This is a genomic window from Neobacillus sp. DFD-2R, assembly GCF_057747865.1.
This window is the reverse complement of sequence record NZ_CM173228.1, coordinates 939,008-954,444: the sequence shown is the minus strand read 5'-3', so window position 1 is coordinate 954,444 and position 15,437 is coordinate 939,008. Positions and strand designations below refer to the sequence as shown.

Below are 15,437 nucleotides of genomic sequence, written 5' to 3'. Positions count from 1 at the left end.
GTAATTTTGTCCTTCAAAGCCTACTTGAAGGACAATTTCCTCGTTCTCTGTGGTGATTTTGTCCTTCAATAATAAATTTCCTTTTATAGCACATCAAAATGGAACCCTTTCATCCCCGCTTTTCTCTATTTTTCGATCCACTCTGTATGGAATGTTCCTTCACGGTCTACTCTTTTGTACGTATGAGCACCGAAATAATCCCTTTGTGCTTGAAGTAGATTAGCCGGCAGAACTTCGGTACGATAGCTATCATAATAAGCAATCGCACTGGAAAGTCCCGGAACAGGAATCCCCGCTCTAATGGCAATGGAAACCACTTCTCTTGCTGCTTCCTGATAGTCAGCTGTAATCGATTGAAAATAAGAATCCATTAAAAGATTGTCTAAATTTGGATTGCGGTCATAGGCTTCTTTAATATTTTGAAGGAAAGCTGCCCTAATGATACATCCTCCACGGAAAATCATCGCGATCTCCCCGGGATTTAAATTCCAGTTGTATTCCTCAGAAGCGGCTTTAAACTGGGCAAAGCCTTGTGCATACGAGCAAATTTTGCTTAAATACAATGTTTTTCGAATCAGCTCGATTATATCCTGTTTATTGCCTGCAAACTCTTTTTTGGCAGGACCCTTTAATATTTTGCTTGCTTTTACACGCTCTTCCTTCATAGCAGAAAGGAATCGGGTAAAAACGGATTCGGTAATAATCGAAAGCGGAACCCCAAGGTCTAGGGCACTTTGGCTCGTCCATTTTCCAGTCCCTTTTTGACCTGCTGTGTCAAGGATGACATCCACTAAAGGCTTGCCGGTTTCAGGATCTTTTTTAGTAAAAATATCAGCTGTTATTTCTATTAAATAACTATCCAGCTCCCCCTTGTTCCACTCGCTAAAAACCTCGTGAAGCTCATCCGTAGACAACCCAACCAGCTCTTTTAATAAATGATACGCTTCGCAAATTAACTGCATATCACCATATTCTATCCCGTTATGAACCATTTTCACGTAATGGCCCGCACCATTAGGTCCGATATAGGAACAACACGGTTCCCCATCCACCTTTGCTGAGATTGCCGTTAATAGCGGACTTACCTCTGTAAAGGCTTCCAGTTGTCCGCTCGGCATGATGGCCGGACCTGTAAGGGCGCCCTCTTCTCCTCCGGATACACCGGCACCGATGAATAGAAAACCTTTTCGTGCCAGGTCTTCATTTCTTCGAATGGTATCTTTATAAAAGCTGTTTCCACCATCAATTAAAATATCGCCTTTTTCCAAATAAGGTAATAGTGATTCAATCGCTTTATCAGTGATAACTCCTGCATTTACCATTAATAATATTTTGCGGGGTCTTTCTAGTGATTGAACAAATTCTTCTATATTAATAGTGCCAAAAAGTTTTTTTCCTTTATTATGCTCAATAATTTCATTTACTTTTTCGGCGGAAAGATCATACACGGATACAGAGAAACCTTTGCTTTCAAAATTTAATGTCAGGCTTCTTCCCATTACCCCTACTCCTACTACTCCAACTTGCTGTTTTTCCAAGTCAAATCACCCCTTCAAAATACTAAAAAAATTTTCATATAGTTACATTATATGATAAAAAAATTTTCATACAACATTTTGTTCTAAATTCATAAAAAAAAACCTGATCTATACCAAGTATAGGACAGGTTTATTATTTTACTTATTTAGGAAATTCATCCTGTTAATTGAAGTTTTATCATTTCCTTTACCCTTCGGTATGTATGAGCTTTTAAATTGACCCTGGGTTTTACCGGTATATTTTTTGAAAAGTGCCGTGTAGTAGCTTTGATTACAGTATCCAAACATGTGCGCAATTTCGCTAAGCTGTGAATTGGAGTGCAGAAGGAAATACTTAGAATCTTCAATTTTCTTGCGATTTATATATTCCGGTATGGTCATGCCGACTGACAGCTTAAAGATTTTGGAAAGATATCCGGGGTGAACACCTGAATATTCAGCAATCTTTTCCACAGGTAACTCATTTAATATCTCTTGGTGAATAAAGGTAATAGCCCGATTTACAACTTGATTATATTCTAATCGGTCTGCAGATTTTAATGTATCGATAAAACAGGCTACCATTTCATACTCAAGAGTCTTTAGTTCCTCAAAAGAATCTGTTTTTTCAATTTGCCGAATCATGACATCACTTAAATTGAACGCGTCCTCCGGAAAGGCCCCGCCGTGGATTATCGCTCTAGTAAATAAAGTACAGGAGCATATTAGGGAATTCTTGAGTGAACGAATCGGTTCACCGGCAAGTTTGGCCCGCTCAAGGCTGTTTATTTGGTCCAAAACATCCTTCGCTTCTTTTTCGTTACAACGAATAATACAATCCATTAACTGCTGCTCTAACGCAAATGATGGATGGTAATAAAAGTTTTGGATATTTTCAGCTCTCGTTTCAAAAAAATGCTTAATATTGATATTTTTTATGATCATTTAATTTCACCTTAAAAAAATGTTAAAAATATCATTTTTTTAATATCATTGTAAATTTCCAGACTATAAAATTCAAGTATCAACCTTAAAGGGGGCTTTACAAAAATGCAGAGAAAAAAATTGTTCGCAAAATTGTTAGCGTTTTCATTCGCAACAAGCATCGCTCTGACAGGCTGCAGCAGTTCTACGAGTACAGAAAAAACTAAGCCTGCTGACAGTGACAAATCAAGTGAGAAACAAATTGTTCTTAAGTTCGCTGCTCAAAATGACAATACTCCTGCAACAAAAAAATTGATTGACGCCTTCAACCAAAAGCAATCCAAGTACAAAGTAGAGTGGACCCAAATGACCAACGACTCCGCTCAAATGCATGATCAACTATTAAACTCTTTATCCAGTGGTTCATCTGATTACGATGTTCTTTCCATGGACGTAGTTTGGGCAGGTGAATTTGCCGGTGCCGGATACTTAGAACCAATAGATGTTCAAATGAATAAAGCAGGCTACAAAAAGACGGATTTCAACTCCGGTTCGATGGCCTCCGGAAACTATAAAGGTAAACAATATACGCTTCCTTTCTTCCCGGACTTAGGATTACTTTACTATCGTAAAGACATTGTAAGCACTGAGGATGCAAAGAAGCTGGACAGCGGCAGCTATACCTATGATGACCTGTATGCGATGGCACAAAAGTATGCAGGCAAAAATAATACTAAATACGGTTTTGTCTATCAATCTAAACAATATGAAGGCTTAACGGTAAACGTTACAGAATTCTCTAAATCCTATCAGGATGTTAAATCAGGTATTGAAACGATGTATAAATTTACAAAAGCACCTTTCTCTCCTAAGGATTTACTAAACTTTACGGAAGGGGAAACCCATACCAACTTTGAACAAGGAAATGCGGTATTTGCACGTAACTGGCCATATGCATTCGGTCGAATCAAAGGAAAAGAATCCGGTGTTACTGTAACGGTTGATCAGGTTGGCATTGCACCGCTTCCAAATGGCGGTTCTGTCGGCGGATGGTTACTTGGTCTTAATAAAAATTCAAAACATCTTGACGGTGCATGGGAATTTATTAAATTTGCTGCGGGTGAAGAAGGTCAAAAGATCATGTCCACCCAAGGCGGCTATTTACCGGGCTACAATGCCTTACTTACGAATGATGAAGTTAAGTCTTCCAATGTTATGTTAAGCTATCCCGGCTTCCAGAAGGCTTTAACAACTACTATCGCCAGACCGGTATCTCCTGAGTATTCCAAAGCATCGGATACTATTCAGGTTAATGCTCATAAATATTTAAGCTCCGGAGCAGGTATTGATGACGCCGTAAAAGCAATTGAGTCTGCTGCCAAGGGACAATAATTTATAGCTCTTAAAAAATGAAAAAATAGGAGGCTGACTCATATAGGCCTCCTTTTTCTATCATTTCTGTCAAACCTTCAACCTGTGAAAGGGTGTAAATAATGCGAAAAATGGGCTTAAAGGAATGGCTTTTTATCCTTCCCACGTTGTTGATTATTGGTATTTTCTCTCTATGGCCGGTGTTGCAATCATTTACCTATACATTTTTTGACTATCGTCTCAATGACCAGCAAAAAGCAGGATTGTATGTAAGTGAACGATTTAATACCTCGCTTTTCAATGAAACGCAAATGTATGTCAACATGTTTTTAGATGAAGACCTGCCGAATGTTAAAGAACAAGAAGATCAGAATCGGGTTTCCCGGCTAAAAAAAGAATTAGAGACAGCAGAGAAAGATTTTAAAAATCAAAAAGGTGTTATTAAAATTAGCAAAACAGAGAGAGCCAAAATTGAAAGCCTTCATAAAGAGGCTAAAGAATTGGTAACGTCCCTTAATAGTAAATACAAGTTAACGCATAAGGACGATCTGCCATCCTTGGTTGACGATCTCCAAAATAGTATTATCCCCTCTAACTTTATCGGCTTGAAGGGCTATAAGCAGGTTTTTTCAGACAAACGAATCGGCATTGCCTTTTGGAATACGTCCCTTTTTTCTGTTTTATCTGTTTTTTTTGAACTTGTTCTCGGTTTAGGTCTTGCACTTGTATTGAATAAAACGATTTTTGGACAGGGAATGATCCGAACAGCATCACTGATTCCTTGGGCCATACCAACAGCTGTGGCAGCGCTTATGTGGAGTTATCTCTTCAATGGAAGCAGCGGAATTGTCGCGCATTTTTTTGAAATGGTTGGACTGGTAGATAAATCTCAAAACCTATTACTTAGTGGTCCCGGGGCAATGGCCTCCACCATATTAGCTGATGTATGGAAAACAACTCCTTATATGGCTTTATTACTGTTGGCCGGGTTGCAGAACATCTCACATTCCTTGTACGAGGCAGCTTCCATTGATGGTGCAAATAAAATTCAAAGCTTTTTTAAGGTGACACTGCCCCTATTAAAGCCATCAATTTTAGTAGCATTATTGTTTCGAACATTAGACGCCTTTAGAGTATTTGACCTGATTTACGTCTTAACCGGCGGTGGACCCGGCGGAGAAACAGAAACACTATCGATTTACGCTTATAAAGTGATGTTTGGGCAAACCAACTTTGGCTATGGCTCCGTTATTGTCATGATTATGTTTTTATGTGTTGCTATCATTGCCATTTTATTTGTTAAATTCTTGGGAACAAACCTAATGGAAAAAAATTAAGGAGGGGTTGCTGTGCAGACATCTAAAAGAAAATTATGGATAACCTTCGGTGTAGTGGTTGTGTTTTATTTGTTTGCGATGGTGTTCCCATTCTTCTGGGTATTTATTACCTCCTTTAAAACATCCGGAGAAATATTCGGTACAGGGGCGTTTCGCGTTATTCCCAAGAATCCAACCATCCAAAATTATATAACCATCCTTTTTGAAAAAGGAATTTTAAACTCGATTAAAAATAGTTTTATTGTCGCGACAACAACAACCATTTATATCATTATTGTTGCGACCCTTTCCGCCTATGCGATATCACGGTTTCATTTTCGCGGTAAGAATATTCTTCTAGGTTTAATTCTGGCTGTTTCGATGTTTCCGCAAATGATTATCACGGGCCCTGTATATAACTTATTTTTACATTTAAAGCTATTAAACTCCTATGCTGTTGTATTGCCATACTCAACAATTACACTTCCGATGGCGGTTTGGATTCTGGTCACACATTTCAACCAAATTCCAACTGCACTTGAAGAATCAGCAAAAATGGATGGTGCAACTACCTTCCAAACATTATATAAAATCATTTTCCCATTGGCAGCACCCGGCGTCTTTACGACTGCCATCATTACCTTTATCGCCGCATGGAATGAGTTCCTTTTAACGATTACACTGAACCCTAATGCCGAGTATCATACGGTACCTGTAGCGATTTCTTTCTTGAGAACACAGTTTGAAATTCTCTGGGGACAAGTATCTGCAGCGACAGCTATTGTGACTGTCCCAACACTTATAATTGTTCTCTTCTTCCAGAAGCAGATTGTTTCCGGATTAACCAGCGGCGGTGTAAAAGAATAATCAAATTCTATCCGCTTTTACCTTTTAGATAAAGGATTTATCAAAAAATCTACCTGATAGACAAAAATGGGGTGTACAACATGTCTTGGAAAATTAGTTCTTTTAATAAAGAAGATGCGCAAATTTTAGTGGATGAAAGCTTATTTTTCAATGGAAACGGTTATCTTGGCGTTCGGGGTAATTTTGAAGAAGGATTGCAGGCCGGTCAAAAAACGATTCGCGGAACCTACTTAAATGCGTTCTATGATTCCGTAACCATTCCTTATGGAGAAAAGCTGTATGCCTTTCCGGATACACAGCAGAAGCTCTTAAATATTATTGATTCACAAACCATTGAAATTTACCTAGGAGAAGAACGATTTAGTTTAGACGAAGGGGAGGTCCTTTCCTTTGAACGTCATTTACATCTTGATAAAGGTTTTTCGGAAAGAATAATCGAATGGCGGTCTCCCTCAGGAAACGAAATCAAATTAATTTTTAAACGGTTAGTATCGTTTATTCAAAAAGAATTATTGATCCAAAAGGTGGAACTTGAATCCCCTCACTATAAAGGGCAGATCAAGATTGTTTCCACTATTAACGGGGATGTATCAAACTATATTGATACAAGCGACCCGCGTGTGTCTTCCAGTCATGCCAAGCTGTTAAATGTGACCGGAGTTAAACAAATGGACGGTGTCTCCTATGTCGAATGTGAAACAACTAATACGAAGCTAAAAACTGCTTGTGCAGCTACTTATCAGCTAACTAATCCTTTTAAAAGGATCAATCATCTTGATGCAAATTCTATTACTTCTGAATTTATCTTTGATTTCTCTGAAAAAGCATTTTTTGAGAAAAAAAGTATTTTCGTTGATACATTGAGGCATGGTGAAGATTTGTTTGCTTCCGCACTGTATGTGCAAAAAAAGTTAGAACTTAAAGATTTCGCCCAAATTTCTGCTGAACAAGAAGCCTATTTAGGCAATTTTTGGAGCCATGCTGATATTGAAATTAAAGGAGATTTAGCTTTACAGGAAGGTATCCGATTTAACATATACCATCTACTCCAATCAACAGGAAGAGACCGTTACTCTAACATAGCCGCAAAAGGTTTGTCAGGAGAAGGCTATGAAGGACATTATTTCTGGGATACTGAAATCTATATTTTCCCTGTTTTTTTAATGACACAGCCCGAAATGGCAAGAAGGCTTCTTTTATACCGCTATTCTATTCTGGATCAGGCCAGAAACCATGCAAAAGAAATGGGACATCGAAAGGGAGCTTTATTTCCCTGGAGGACCATCTCAGGTACAGAATGTTCTTCGTACTTCCCGGCAGGATCGGCACAGTATCATATAAGTGCCGATATCGCCTATAGCTTTGTGCAATATTACCTTGTCAGTGAAGATATGGCGTTTATGAGGGACGTCGGTGCGGAGGTACTATTTGAGACCGCCAGGCTTTGGGCAGATACAGGACACTTTGATGGGGATTCCTTTAAAATTGATGCTATTACCGGGCCTGATGAATACACCTGTATCGTAAACAATAATTATTATACAAATGCGATGGCAAAACACAATTTGCAATGGGCCGTAAAAGTTTATCACTTATTAGAATCAATGGATCCAGAAGCTTTTTCAGCCCTGAGTAAAAGAATTGGCTTAGAGCAGAAAGAGGCTGAAATTTGGCATATGGCCTCAGAACAAATGTATTTACCCTTTGATGAAGCCCTAGGAATAAATCCCCAAGATGATACCTTTTTACAAAAAGCCGTCTGGGATTTTGAAGCAACACCTAAGGAAAAGTTCCCGCTTCTTTTACATTATCATCCGCTTACTCTTTACCGGTATCAGGTTTGCAAACAGGCGGATACAGTACTGGCCCACTTTTTGTTAGAGGATTTAGAGGATTTAGAAACAATACGTAAATCCTATAATTATTATGAAAAAATAACCACACATGACTCATCCTTGTCATCATGTGTGTATAGTATAATGGCTTCCAAACTGGGGCAAAAACAAAAAGCCTATGACTATTTTATCGAAACGGCTAGATTGGATTTAGATAATACCCATGGAAATACAAAGGATGGACTTCATATGGCCAATATGGGGGGCACGTGGTTAGCCATTGTATTTGGTTTTGCAGGATTACGGATTAAAGAGGAAGGGATTTTTCTTGCTCCAGCCTTACCTGACAAATGGGAAGGGTACTCCTTTTCTTTCCAATTTAAGGGACGGAAAATTTGGATAGAAAAGACGGATAAACAACTAAACATGAAGCTTTTAGATGGTGAACCTATAACATTAACAGTGTACAATCAGCCTTATCATCTTGAAAAAGAGTCTTCCTTCATGATTAAATGACGAAGGCCTCCAATCACTGGAGGTCTTTTCTCTATTTTGTCATTTCCAATAAATGTTGCAGCATTTCTTTCCCCGAAATCAATGCATCTCCACCACCCTGGGCAAAAAACTCGTTCCCTCCGCCCTTACCGCTAATGATAGCCAGGGCACTTCCTATCAGCTTTTTCATATTTTCTGTTCTTTCCTTCCCTCGTGCACAAACCAGCTGTAACCTTCCTTCATTTTCAGATACAAAAAAGGCCATCGACCTTTCATCTTCAGCTGTCACATTTCGGGCCAATTTCTGAAGCACTTGAATGGTTCGATCTTGAAATACGCTCATCACAATGTTTTCTTGGTTACCTGTTTTACTTTTTTCCAGCAAGTCCTTTGCCTCATACTGAAGGAGGATATCCTGCGCTTGTTCCAGCGATTTTTCTAATTTTTTCCCATTCTCCAGAAGCCGAATAACAGCTTGTCCCATGTCTTTTTCAGGTGCATTCAAAAACTTTGTTAATTCAAGAAGTACTTTTTGTTTTTGATGAAGCTGGGTTAGTACACGATTTCCACAAACAAACTGAACACGAATATTTTTCTTTTGCCTTTCCCAATTCAATATTTTAATCGCTTGAACTTCACCTGTTGCTTTTGGATGGGTTCCGCCGCAGCCGTTATAATCAAAGTCCGGAATAATGACCAATCGAATATCTTCTTTTACCTTGGTTTCTTTTCGCAAAGTGTATTGAGACAACTCATTTTCTGTCACCCATTTTATTTCAATCGGTCTATTCTCTAAAATAATTTTATTAGCAAGCTCCTCCGCTTGTTTAGCTTCTTGGTCTGTTAACAATTCTGTCCCGATATCAATGGTAAGCAGTTCATTTCCTAAATGGAAGCTCACTGTCTTGAACTGGAATAAATGGTCAAAAGCAGCTGATAAAATGTGTTGCCCTGCATGCTGCTGCATATGATCAAAACGTCTTTTCCAATCGATTACACCTCTAACCTCCATGCCTATTTCTTCTATCGGGCTTTCAAGATAGTGGCGAATATCTCCATCGATTTCTTCAACCTTTATTACCTCTCTATCCTCGATCGTTCCTAAGTCATGGGGCTGCCCTCCCCCCGTAGGATAAAAGGCGGTTTTCCGCAAAACAATATACCAATTTCCCGCTTCGTCTTGTTCCTGCCTTATAACCTTACTCGAAAAAGATTGTATGTAGGTGTCTTTATAATACAGTTTATTTTCCATCCTGTTTACACTCCCGGTGATTTTACTTATTGAACCCATTGTCGGTAAAAAAGAAGCAGAAATCAAGGAAAGTGTTTAAAACAAAAAAACTGTTCCTTCAATGTTTGAAGGAACAGGACCATATGAAAAATTTATTAATAATTACTTTTCTTTTCGTTGGCCAGTAGGTGGTTTTGGCATTTGAGTTTGACCGCTTTGCGGAAATCCGCCCATTCCTTGCGGGAAACCTGTATGCGGGAATCCGCCCATTCCACCTGTATGCGGGAATCCGCCCATTCCACCTGTATGCGGATAGCCGGTCATACCATATGGATAGCCTGCATGATGTGGGTGATGATGGCCGTATGGGTAGCCATGTGGATGATAACCGCCATATGGATAGCCTGTATGTGGATAGCCCCCCATTTGTGGATAGCCGGTATGCGGATAACCTGTTTGTGGATAACCCCCCATTTGCGGATAGCCCATTTGCTGGCCGGGCTGGCCTGAAAATCCGCCCGGGTATTGACGTTTTGACATTAAAATCGCCTCCTAAAACTGTGTACATGGTAGTGTATGTCTCACTTTTGGGATAAGCATAGATTTTTACCTATGAAAATAAAAAAAATTCGCCAAAGTGAAATGGAGGCAAATAAAGAACCTCAAACCTGAGGTTTAATTGTTATGGTGCAAAATGGAAAGATTTTTCGATCCTTTGATAAAACAGAAAGAAGCCGGCTCTTTGGAAGGAGGCAGCTTCGAATCAATCTATTGTTTTTCTTCTTGCTTTGATTTTGAAGCTTTTTTAGTACTGGATATTTCACCGCAGGCAATCCGTTTTCCGGAATTCCCTGCCGGCTGGGTCATCCCATCATCTTTCCCTTGTGTAATGACAATTGACGTGCCCTTTTTTGTAAATAGAGATTTTTTTTCACTTTTAAAGGTAACATTAGGTGCCATGATATCGGCTTTTACTGACCCGTCATCCTCGACAATTAGATTGGGAAGATCCCCGGCATGTGCTCCTTTTGGATTTAGAAGACCATGGTCCTTTTTTTCCGGGTTGAAATGGTTGCCGGCAGATTTAAAACTAGGTGCCTTACAAGTTCCATTTTCATGGATATGAATAGCATGGATGCCGGGAGACAAGCCCTTTAAATTTACCGACATCTTAACACCGCTGGCTTGCTCGGCTAGATTTATTTTTCCAAGTGAATCTCCAACCGCATTAAACATTTCTACATCAAGCTTTTTCGGATTTTGCTGGGTACACCCTGCTAATAAAAGAAGCGGAATAATCATCCAACTTTTTTTCATATGTATGACCCCCACATAGACATTTTGCGATTAGTATCTACAAACAATCTATTGGGTATTCAAATCCCCCTTTTTAATAGAAAAAAGGAACAGCGGTTTTTCCTACTGTTCCTTATGATTACTTTGAATATTTAATTTTTCCTCTAACTCTTTTGCCTTTTGTGCTTCACGTTTGGAATGCGCAATAATAAATCTCATGGTAATGATAGCTCCTATGAAAAAGAAAAAAAAGCTAATGGCTGCAGGAATATATTCTGATTTATCTTTTGGAAAGTATAAAAACTCTGCAAGTACGAACGGATGAAACATCTTTTTCTCCCTTTCTTTAAAGGAATGCTCAATGATTTATTATAGCAACAAAAAACGTTTCATACCAATATATAGCCCTTTCCATTATTGATTATTTTAATACCTTTATATTTTTAATCACGACATCTTTTTGCGGTTTATCCTTAGGGTCTGTAGGAGTGTTGGCAATCTTGTCAACAACATCCAACCCTTCGATAACTTGTCCAAACACGGTATGCCGGTGGTCAAGCCATGGTGTTCCCCCATGATTGTCGTAAGCATCAATGATCGCTTTTGGATAATCTGCCTTTTCCAATTGTGCCTTCATAGATGGATCCAGCTTCGTATTTTGAACGATAAAAAACTGACTGCCATTAGTATTTACCCCGGAATTCGCCATCGACAATGCACCGCGGAGGTTAAAGAGATTATTAGAGAATTCATCTTCAAAAGGCTTGCCCCAAATGCTTTCTCCGCCTGTCCCATTCCCACTTGGGTCTCCGCCTTGAATCATGAAATCTTTGATCACACGGTGAAAAATCAAACCGTTATAATAGCCTTCCTCGCTATGTTTCACAAAGTTTTCTACAGCTTTCGGGGCATATTTTGGGAATAATTTGATTTTAATCGTCCCCATCGAGGTTTCCATTTCAACTAGTTTTTCATTTTCAGATACGTTGGTTGTAAGTTGAGGATAATCAGTATTTGCCACTTTATTGCTTCCTTCCTTCTGTTCTGTTTTTGGCGTGGAATTGTTTGTGTTTGTATCATTTTTTGCATTGCTTGTCCCACAAGCGGCCAAAATTAGAATTACTGCTATGAACGTAGCCCAAAATTGCAAACTTTTTCTCATTTATCATCCCTCCATTTTTTTAATTTAACCGAAATGATCTATTTTTGCACTTTGTTTTTTTGGTTTGAATGTCTCATAATGAAAAAGAAATAATGTATTTTTAAGTTAGGGGGAAAAGCGGTGCAGGAATTCCGGATTGGTGATACAGTAACAGCCATTTATAAAACAGGGAAATATATTGGAGAAATTACTGAGGTACGTCCTCAGAACTTTCTAGTAAGAGTGTTAGCAGTGGTCAAGCACCCGATGCAAGGTGATCTTCACAACCCAAAAAACGCAGATGTTCTCATTTTTCATGAAAGACGGGCACTCTCCTATAGGGAACAAGCTAATGTTCCGAAACAAATGGTCAAGCATTTTGAAAATGAAGTTCCTGACTATCAAGCATCCTTAAAAGAAGCGTTGGCTAAAATGAAAAAGGAATTATTGGAAAACCCATCACCATGGGCCGACATGAGCTTAAAGATGGCGGAATCACTTGAAAAGGACTATTTAAAATAATCGTAAAAAGCCAAATCAGGTGGAATGATTTGGCCTTTTACGCAAATTTATTTAATAGCTTAGAAAAATCAACCCGGTCACCAATCGTCGTTGGCTTTGGTTTTTCTAAATAACGTTTATCCTTTTCAACGAGACGGAATATATTATAAGTGGTTAAGGCATCATCAAGTGCCCGGTGATGTCTGCCTGTCCCTTCTTTACCATACTCTTGAACAGCCTTCCATAAGCCTGTTTGATTTTGATCCCCAAAAAACCGCTTATATTCCATTGACAAATCTAATTCGGCTGCATTAAATGGAAAAGGGACTCCGGCTTCTAAACAATTATGGCGCAGTACCTTCATATCCATATTTCCCCAAGTAACAATGGTAGTTTCGTATTTTTTATTGAACTCCTCCATTTTTCTTACAAGCTCATAAATAGATAACCCCTTATCAACCTGCTGCTGCGAAATATGTAAGAATGATTTACAGCGTTCTGATAAAATAGGAAACTTAAGCGGTGTAACATAGGATGAGAATTGCTCAGTTATTTGATCATCAACCACAGCAACAATTCCTACCTCGATTATTTCCGCAAAAAAATTTTTCATCCGGACATTCCGTTCAGGCATGGTAAACTCAAAATCAATAAATAAATATTGTCGCCTTCCTTTCATATTTTCCCCACCTTTCTTTCAATCTCCTTTTTATCATTATATAAAGAAACCTGTACAAAAAATTGTGCTTATTTTCTATTTTTTTATTTCTTTTATTATAGCATGAAAAAGGTTTGAATTTTTTTAATTTTTCTAACTATATACTACCCCCGGATACTGAAAAAAGATCATAGGCCGAATGCGGGTGGTATTCGGACAGCTCCGGCAGGGAATTGCTTTGGATTGTCCGAATGCAAGGCTTATTCGGACAGATCTGGCAGAAATTCGCCTTGGATTGTCCGAATGCGCGTGGTATTCGGACAGATCTGGCAGATAATTGCTTTGGATTGTCCGAATGCATGACTTATTCGGACAGATCTGGCAGATAATTGCTTTGGATTGTCTGAATGCAAGGCTTATTCGGACAGCTCTGGCAGAAATTCGCCTTGGATTGTCCGAATGCGGGTGGTATTCGGACAGATCTGGCAGAAATTCGCTTTGGATTGTCCGAATGCATGGCTTATTCGGACAGATCTGGCAGATAATTGCTTCGGATTGTCCGAATGCAATGCTTATTCGGACAGATCTGGCAGATAATTGCTTCGGATTGTCCGAATGCAATGCTTATTCGGACAGATCTGGCAGATAATTGCTTCGGATTGTCCGAATGCAATGCTTATTCGGACAGCTCCGGCAGAAAATCGCTTTGGATTGTCTGAATGCAAGGCTTATTCGGACAGCTCTGGCAGAAAATTGCCTTTGATTGTCCGAATGCGGGTGGTTTTCGGACAGCTCCGGCAGAAATTTGCTTTGGATTGTCTGAATGCAAGGCTTATTCGGACAGCCCTGGCAGAAATTCGCCTTGGATTGTCCGAATGCATGGCTTATTCGGACAGCTCTGGCAGAAAATTGCTTCGGATTGTCTGAATGCAAGGCTTATTCGGACAGCTCTGGCAGAAAATTGCCTTTGATTGTCCGAATGCGGGTGGTATTCGGACAGCTCCGGCAGAAATTTGCTTTGGATTGTCTGAATGCAAGGCTTATTCGGACAGATCTGGCAGAAATTCGCCTTGGATTGTCCGAATGCATGGCTTATTCGGACAGCTCTGGCAGAAAATTGCTTCGGATTGTCTGAATGCAAGGCTTATTCGGACAGCTCTGGCAGAAATTTGCCTTGGATTGTCCGAATGCATGGCTTATTCGGACAGATCTGGCAGAAATTTGCCTTTGATTGTCCGAATGCGCGTGGTATTCGGACAGATCTGGCAGTTAATCGCTTTGGATTGTCCGAATGCGCGTGGTATTCGGACAGATCTGGCAGAAAATTGCTTCGGATTGTCTGAATGCAATGCTTATTCGGACAGATCTGGCAGAAAATTGCCTTTGATTGTCCGAATGCGGGTGGTATTCGGACAGCTCCGGCAGAAAATCGCTTTGGATTGTCCGAATGCAAGGCTTATTCGGACGACAGCTCTTGCAGGAAATTCACTTCAAGTAAATATCCCCACCCCCATGAGACTGCTTTTGTTATTTTTTCAATTTTATAACGGCCATTGTACAACGTGAAACACAAATAAGCTTGTCTTGATCGTCGGAAATTTTAATATCCCAAACCATTGTTGTTTTTCCTTGATATAATACAGTTGCAACCGCCGTTACTGTTCCTTCTGCAATCGGGCGAACATGATTCGCATTGATTTCCAGCCCGGCAACACCTTCTGTTTCTTTATCCACCAATTCATAAGCACCTACACTTGCAACTGTTTCCGCTAATGCAACAGATGCTCCTCCATGCAGTAAACCAAAGGGCTGGCGTGTCCGTGTGTCCACCGGCATTGTTCCGATGACTTTTCCTTTTTCTAAATGAGTAATTTCAATACCCAAGGCTTCGATTAAAGTGTTTTTTATCATTCTTATTCCTCCTATGATATGTAATATTCTAGAAAAATTTAAATAAAGTATTTCTCCAATATTCTTTCATTCTCCTTTTTCTAATGAAAAAAACAGCCACAAGAGCTGTTTTTTGTCTTTTTAATAATAATATGGGGCTCCATAGCCCGGAAAGCCCATACCAGGGTAGCCCATTGGGGGATAACCAACACCGGGATAGCCAAAACCCGGGTAGCCTCCAAAGAATGGACGGCTTGCTAAAGCTCCTCCAATCCCACCACCTATTAAACCGCCTAGAAAGGCACCTGCCAATGGTAATCCAAAGAATCCAAAAAATCTTTGATCATGTACCGGGTACTGATTTCGATAAGGGTACATGCAGCCTTACCTCCTTT

At 39.5% G+C, this 15,437-nt stretch carries 18 protein-coding genes; 8 read left to right on the top strand and 10 right to left on the bottom strand.

Annotation, left to right across the window (positions count from 1 at the left end; all coding sequences use genetic code 11):
* Positions 1-125 precede the first annotated feature (125 nt).
* The gene (gndA, locus tag AC3ANV_RS04595) at positions 126-1,538 is read right to left on the bottom strand and encodes an NADP-dependent phosphogluconate dehydrogenase (protein WP_488312492.1); all 1,413 of its coding nucleotides are present in this window, start codon (positions 1,536-1,538) and stop codon (positions 126-128) included.
* A 138-nt stretch (positions 1,539-1,676) separates the two neighbouring features.
* The gene (locus tag AC3ANV_RS04590; protein WP_488312491.1) at positions 1,677-2,462 is read right to left on the bottom strand and encodes a helix-turn-helix domain-containing protein; all 786 of its coding nucleotides are present in this window, start codon (positions 2,460-2,462) and stop codon (positions 1,677-1,679) included.
* Between the two features lie 105 nt (positions 2,463-2,567).
* Between AC3ANV_RS04590 and AC3ANV_RS04585 the strand changes: the two genes are divergently transcribed.
* The 4 genes from AC3ANV_RS04585 (at position 2,568) to AC3ANV_RS04570 (ending at position 8,346) form a co-directional block, all read left to right on the top strand.
* Complete coding sequence (locus AC3ANV_RS04585; RefSeq protein WP_488312490.1) at positions 2,568-3,833, top strand: extracellular solute-binding protein; 1,266 nt, start codon at positions 2,568-2,570, stop codon at positions 3,831-3,833.
* A 101-nt stretch (positions 3,834-3,934) separates the two neighbouring features.
* A complete protein-coding gene (locus AC3ANV_RS04580) occupies positions 3,935-5,149 on the top strand; it encodes a carbohydrate ABC transporter permease (RefSeq protein ID WP_488312489.1) in 1,215 nt (404 codons plus the stop codon).
* Positions 5,150-5,161: 12 nt separating this feature from the next.
* Complete coding sequence (locus AC3ANV_RS04575; RefSeq protein WP_488312488.1) at positions 5,162-5,995, top strand: carbohydrate ABC transporter permease; 834 nt, start codon at positions 5,162-5,164, stop codon at positions 5,993-5,995.
* A gap of 80 nt (positions 5,996-6,075) precedes the next feature.
* Positions 6,076-8,346, top strand: coding sequence for a glycoside hydrolase family 65 protein (locus AC3ANV_RS04570; RefSeq protein ID WP_488312487.1), 2,271 nt, complete (start codon positions 6,076-6,078; stop codon positions 8,344-8,346).
* Between the two features lie 31 nt (positions 8,347-8,377).
* On the opposite strand, the gene AC3ANV_RS04565 is transcribed toward AC3ANV_RS04570, so the two are convergent.
* The 5 genes from AC3ANV_RS04565 to AC3ANV_RS04545 form a co-directional block, all read right to left on the bottom strand.
* Positions 8,378-9,577 carry an alanyl-tRNA editing protein gene (locus AC3ANV_RS04565; RefSeq protein WP_488312486.1) on the bottom strand — a complete coding sequence of 400 codons (1,200 nt, stop codon included), beginning with the start codon at positions 9,575-9,577 and terminating at the stop codon, positions 8,378-8,380.
* 141 nt (positions 9,578-9,718) lie between these two features.
* The gene (locus AC3ANV_RS04560) at positions 9,719-10,096 is read right to left on the bottom strand and encodes a hypothetical protein (protein ID WP_488312485.1); all 378 of its coding nucleotides are present in this window, start codon (positions 10,094-10,096) and stop codon (positions 9,719-9,721) included.
* 228 nt (positions 10,097-10,324) lie between these two features.
* Positions 10,325-10,873 (bottom strand): superoxide dismutase family protein, encoded by a 549-nt coding sequence (locus AC3ANV_RS04555; RefSeq protein ID WP_488312484.1) that lies wholly within the window; start codon positions 10,871-10,873, stop codon positions 10,325-10,327.
* A gap of 102 nt (positions 10,874-10,975) precedes the next feature.
* Complete coding sequence (locus tag AC3ANV_RS04550) at positions 10,976-11,182, bottom strand: hypothetical protein (protein ID WP_488312483.1); 207 nt, start codon at positions 11,180-11,182, stop codon at positions 10,976-10,978.
* A gap of 91 nt (positions 11,183-11,273) precedes the next feature.
* On the bottom strand, positions 11,274-11,810 hold the full coding sequence (locus tag AC3ANV_RS04545; RefSeq protein ID WP_488314135.1) for a peptidylprolyl isomerase: 537 nt from the start codon (positions 11,808-11,810) through the stop codon (positions 11,274-11,276).
* 324 nt (positions 11,811-12,134) lie between these two features.
* Between AC3ANV_RS04545 and kapB the strand changes: the two genes are divergently transcribed.
* Positions 12,135-12,515: a kinase-associated lipoprotein KapB gene (kapB, locus tag AC3ANV_RS04540; protein ID WP_488312482.1), complete on the top strand. Its 381-nt coding sequence runs from the start codon at positions 12,135-12,137 to the stop codon at positions 12,513-12,515.
* Positions 12,516-12,552: 37 nt separating this feature from the next.
* Here kapB and kapD read toward each other — a convergent pair whose 3' ends face one another.
* On the bottom strand, positions 12,553-13,173 hold the full coding sequence (gene kapD, locus AC3ANV_RS04535; RefSeq protein ID WP_488312481.1) for a 3'-5' exonuclease KapD: 621 nt from the start codon (positions 13,171-13,173) through the stop codon (positions 12,553-12,555).
* Between the two features lie 334 nt (positions 13,174-13,507).
* Here kapD and AC3ANV_RS04530 point away from each other — a divergent pair, with 334 nt between their 5' ends.
* The 3 genes from AC3ANV_RS04530 to AC3ANV_RS04520 are packed head-to-tail and all read left to right on the top strand — an operon-like array spanning position 13,508 to position 14,718.
* Positions 13,508-13,801 carry a hypothetical protein gene (locus AC3ANV_RS04530; RefSeq protein ID WP_488312480.1) on the top strand — a complete coding sequence of 98 codons (294 nt, stop codon included), beginning with the start codon at positions 13,508-13,510 and terminating at the stop codon, positions 13,799-13,801.
* Entirely contained in the window at positions 13,768-14,079 is a 312-nt protein-coding gene (locus AC3ANV_RS04525) for a hypothetical protein (protein WP_488312479.1), read from the top strand. Before AC3ANV_RS04530 ends, AC3ANV_RS04525 begins: the two co-directional genes overlap by 34 nt.
* A complete protein-coding gene (locus AC3ANV_RS04520; RefSeq protein ID WP_488312478.1) occupies positions 14,080-14,718 on the top strand; it encodes a hypothetical protein in 639 nt (212 codons plus the stop codon).
* On the opposite strand, the gene AC3ANV_RS04515 is transcribed toward AC3ANV_RS04520, so the two are convergent.
* Together AC3ANV_RS04515 and AC3ANV_RS04510 are read right to left on the bottom strand one after the other, a co-directional pair.
* Positions 14,680-15,063, bottom strand: a complete 384-nt coding sequence (locus AC3ANV_RS04515) for a hotdog fold thioesterase (RefSeq protein ID WP_488312477.1) — start codon at positions 15,061-15,063, stop codon at positions 14,680-14,682. The two genes, AC3ANV_RS04520 and AC3ANV_RS04515, sit on opposite strands and share 39 nt — an antisense overlap.
* Positions 15,064-15,183: 120 nt before the next feature.
* Positions 15,184-15,420 carry a hypothetical protein gene (locus AC3ANV_RS04510; RefSeq protein WP_488312476.1) on the bottom strand — a complete coding sequence of 79 codons (237 nt, stop codon included), beginning with the start codon at positions 15,418-15,420 and terminating at the stop codon, positions 15,184-15,186.
* Between the last annotated feature and the right edge of the window lie 17 nt (positions 15,421-15,437).

Excerpts from the sequence above, each read along its gene's own strand:
- AC3ANV_RS04590 (WP_488312491.1), bottom strand. The coding sequence starts at position 2,462 with ATGATCATAAAAAATATCAATATTAAGCATTTTTTTGAAACGAGAGCT.
- AC3ANV_RS04585 (WP_488312490.1), top strand. The coding sequence starts at position 2,568 with ATGCAGAGAAAAAAATTGTTCGCAAAATTGTTAGCGTTTTCATTCGCA.
- AC3ANV_RS04580 (WP_488312489.1), top strand. The coding sequence starts at position 3,935 with ATGCGAAAAATGGGCTTAAAGGAATGGCTTTTTATCCTTCCCACGTTG.
- AC3ANV_RS04570 (WP_488312487.1), top strand. The coding sequence starts at position 6,076 with ATGTCTTGGAAAATTAGTTCTTTTAATAAAGAAGATGCGCAAATTTTA.
- AC3ANV_RS04565 (WP_488312486.1), bottom strand. The coding sequence starts at position 9,577 with ATGGAAAATAAACTGTATTATAAAGACACCTACATACAATCTTTTTCG.
- AC3ANV_RS04560 (WP_488312485.1), bottom strand. The coding sequence starts at position 10,096 with ATGTCAAAACGTCAATACCCGGGCGGATTTTCAGGCCAGCCCGGCCAG.
- AC3ANV_RS04555 (WP_488312484.1), bottom strand. The coding sequence starts at position 10,873 with ATGAAAAAAAGTTGGATGATTATTCCGCTTCTTTTATTAGCAGGGTGT.
- AC3ANV_RS04550 (WP_488312483.1), bottom strand. The coding sequence starts at position 11,182 with ATGTTTCATCCGTTCGTACTTGCAGAGTTTTTATACTTTCCAAAAGAT.
- AC3ANV_RS04545 (WP_488314135.1), bottom strand. The coding sequence starts at position 11,810 with ATGGAAACCTCGATGGGGACGATTAAAATCAAATTATTCCCAAAATAT.
- kapD (WP_488312481.1), bottom strand. The coding sequence starts at position 13,173 with ATGAAAGGAAGGCGACAATATTTATTTATTGATTTTGAGTTTACCATG.
- AC3ANV_RS04530 (WP_488312480.1), top strand. The coding sequence starts at position 13,508 with ATGCATGACTTATTCGGACAGATCTGGCAGATAATTGCTTTGGATTGT.
- AC3ANV_RS04525 (WP_488312479.1), top strand. The coding sequence starts at position 13,768 with ATGCAATGCTTATTCGGACAGATCTGGCAGATAATTGCTTCGGATTGT.
- AC3ANV_RS04520 (WP_488312478.1), top strand. The coding sequence starts at position 14,080 with ATGCAAGGCTTATTCGGACAGCTCTGGCAGAAAATTGCCTTTGATTGT.
- AC3ANV_RS04515 (WP_488312477.1), bottom strand. The coding sequence starts at position 15,063 with ATGATAAAAAACACTTTAATCGAAGCCTTGGGTATTGAAATTACTCAT.
- AC3ANV_RS04510 (WP_488312476.1), bottom strand. The coding sequence starts at position 15,420 with ATGTACCCTTATCGAAATCAGTACCCGGTACATGATCAAAGATTTTTT.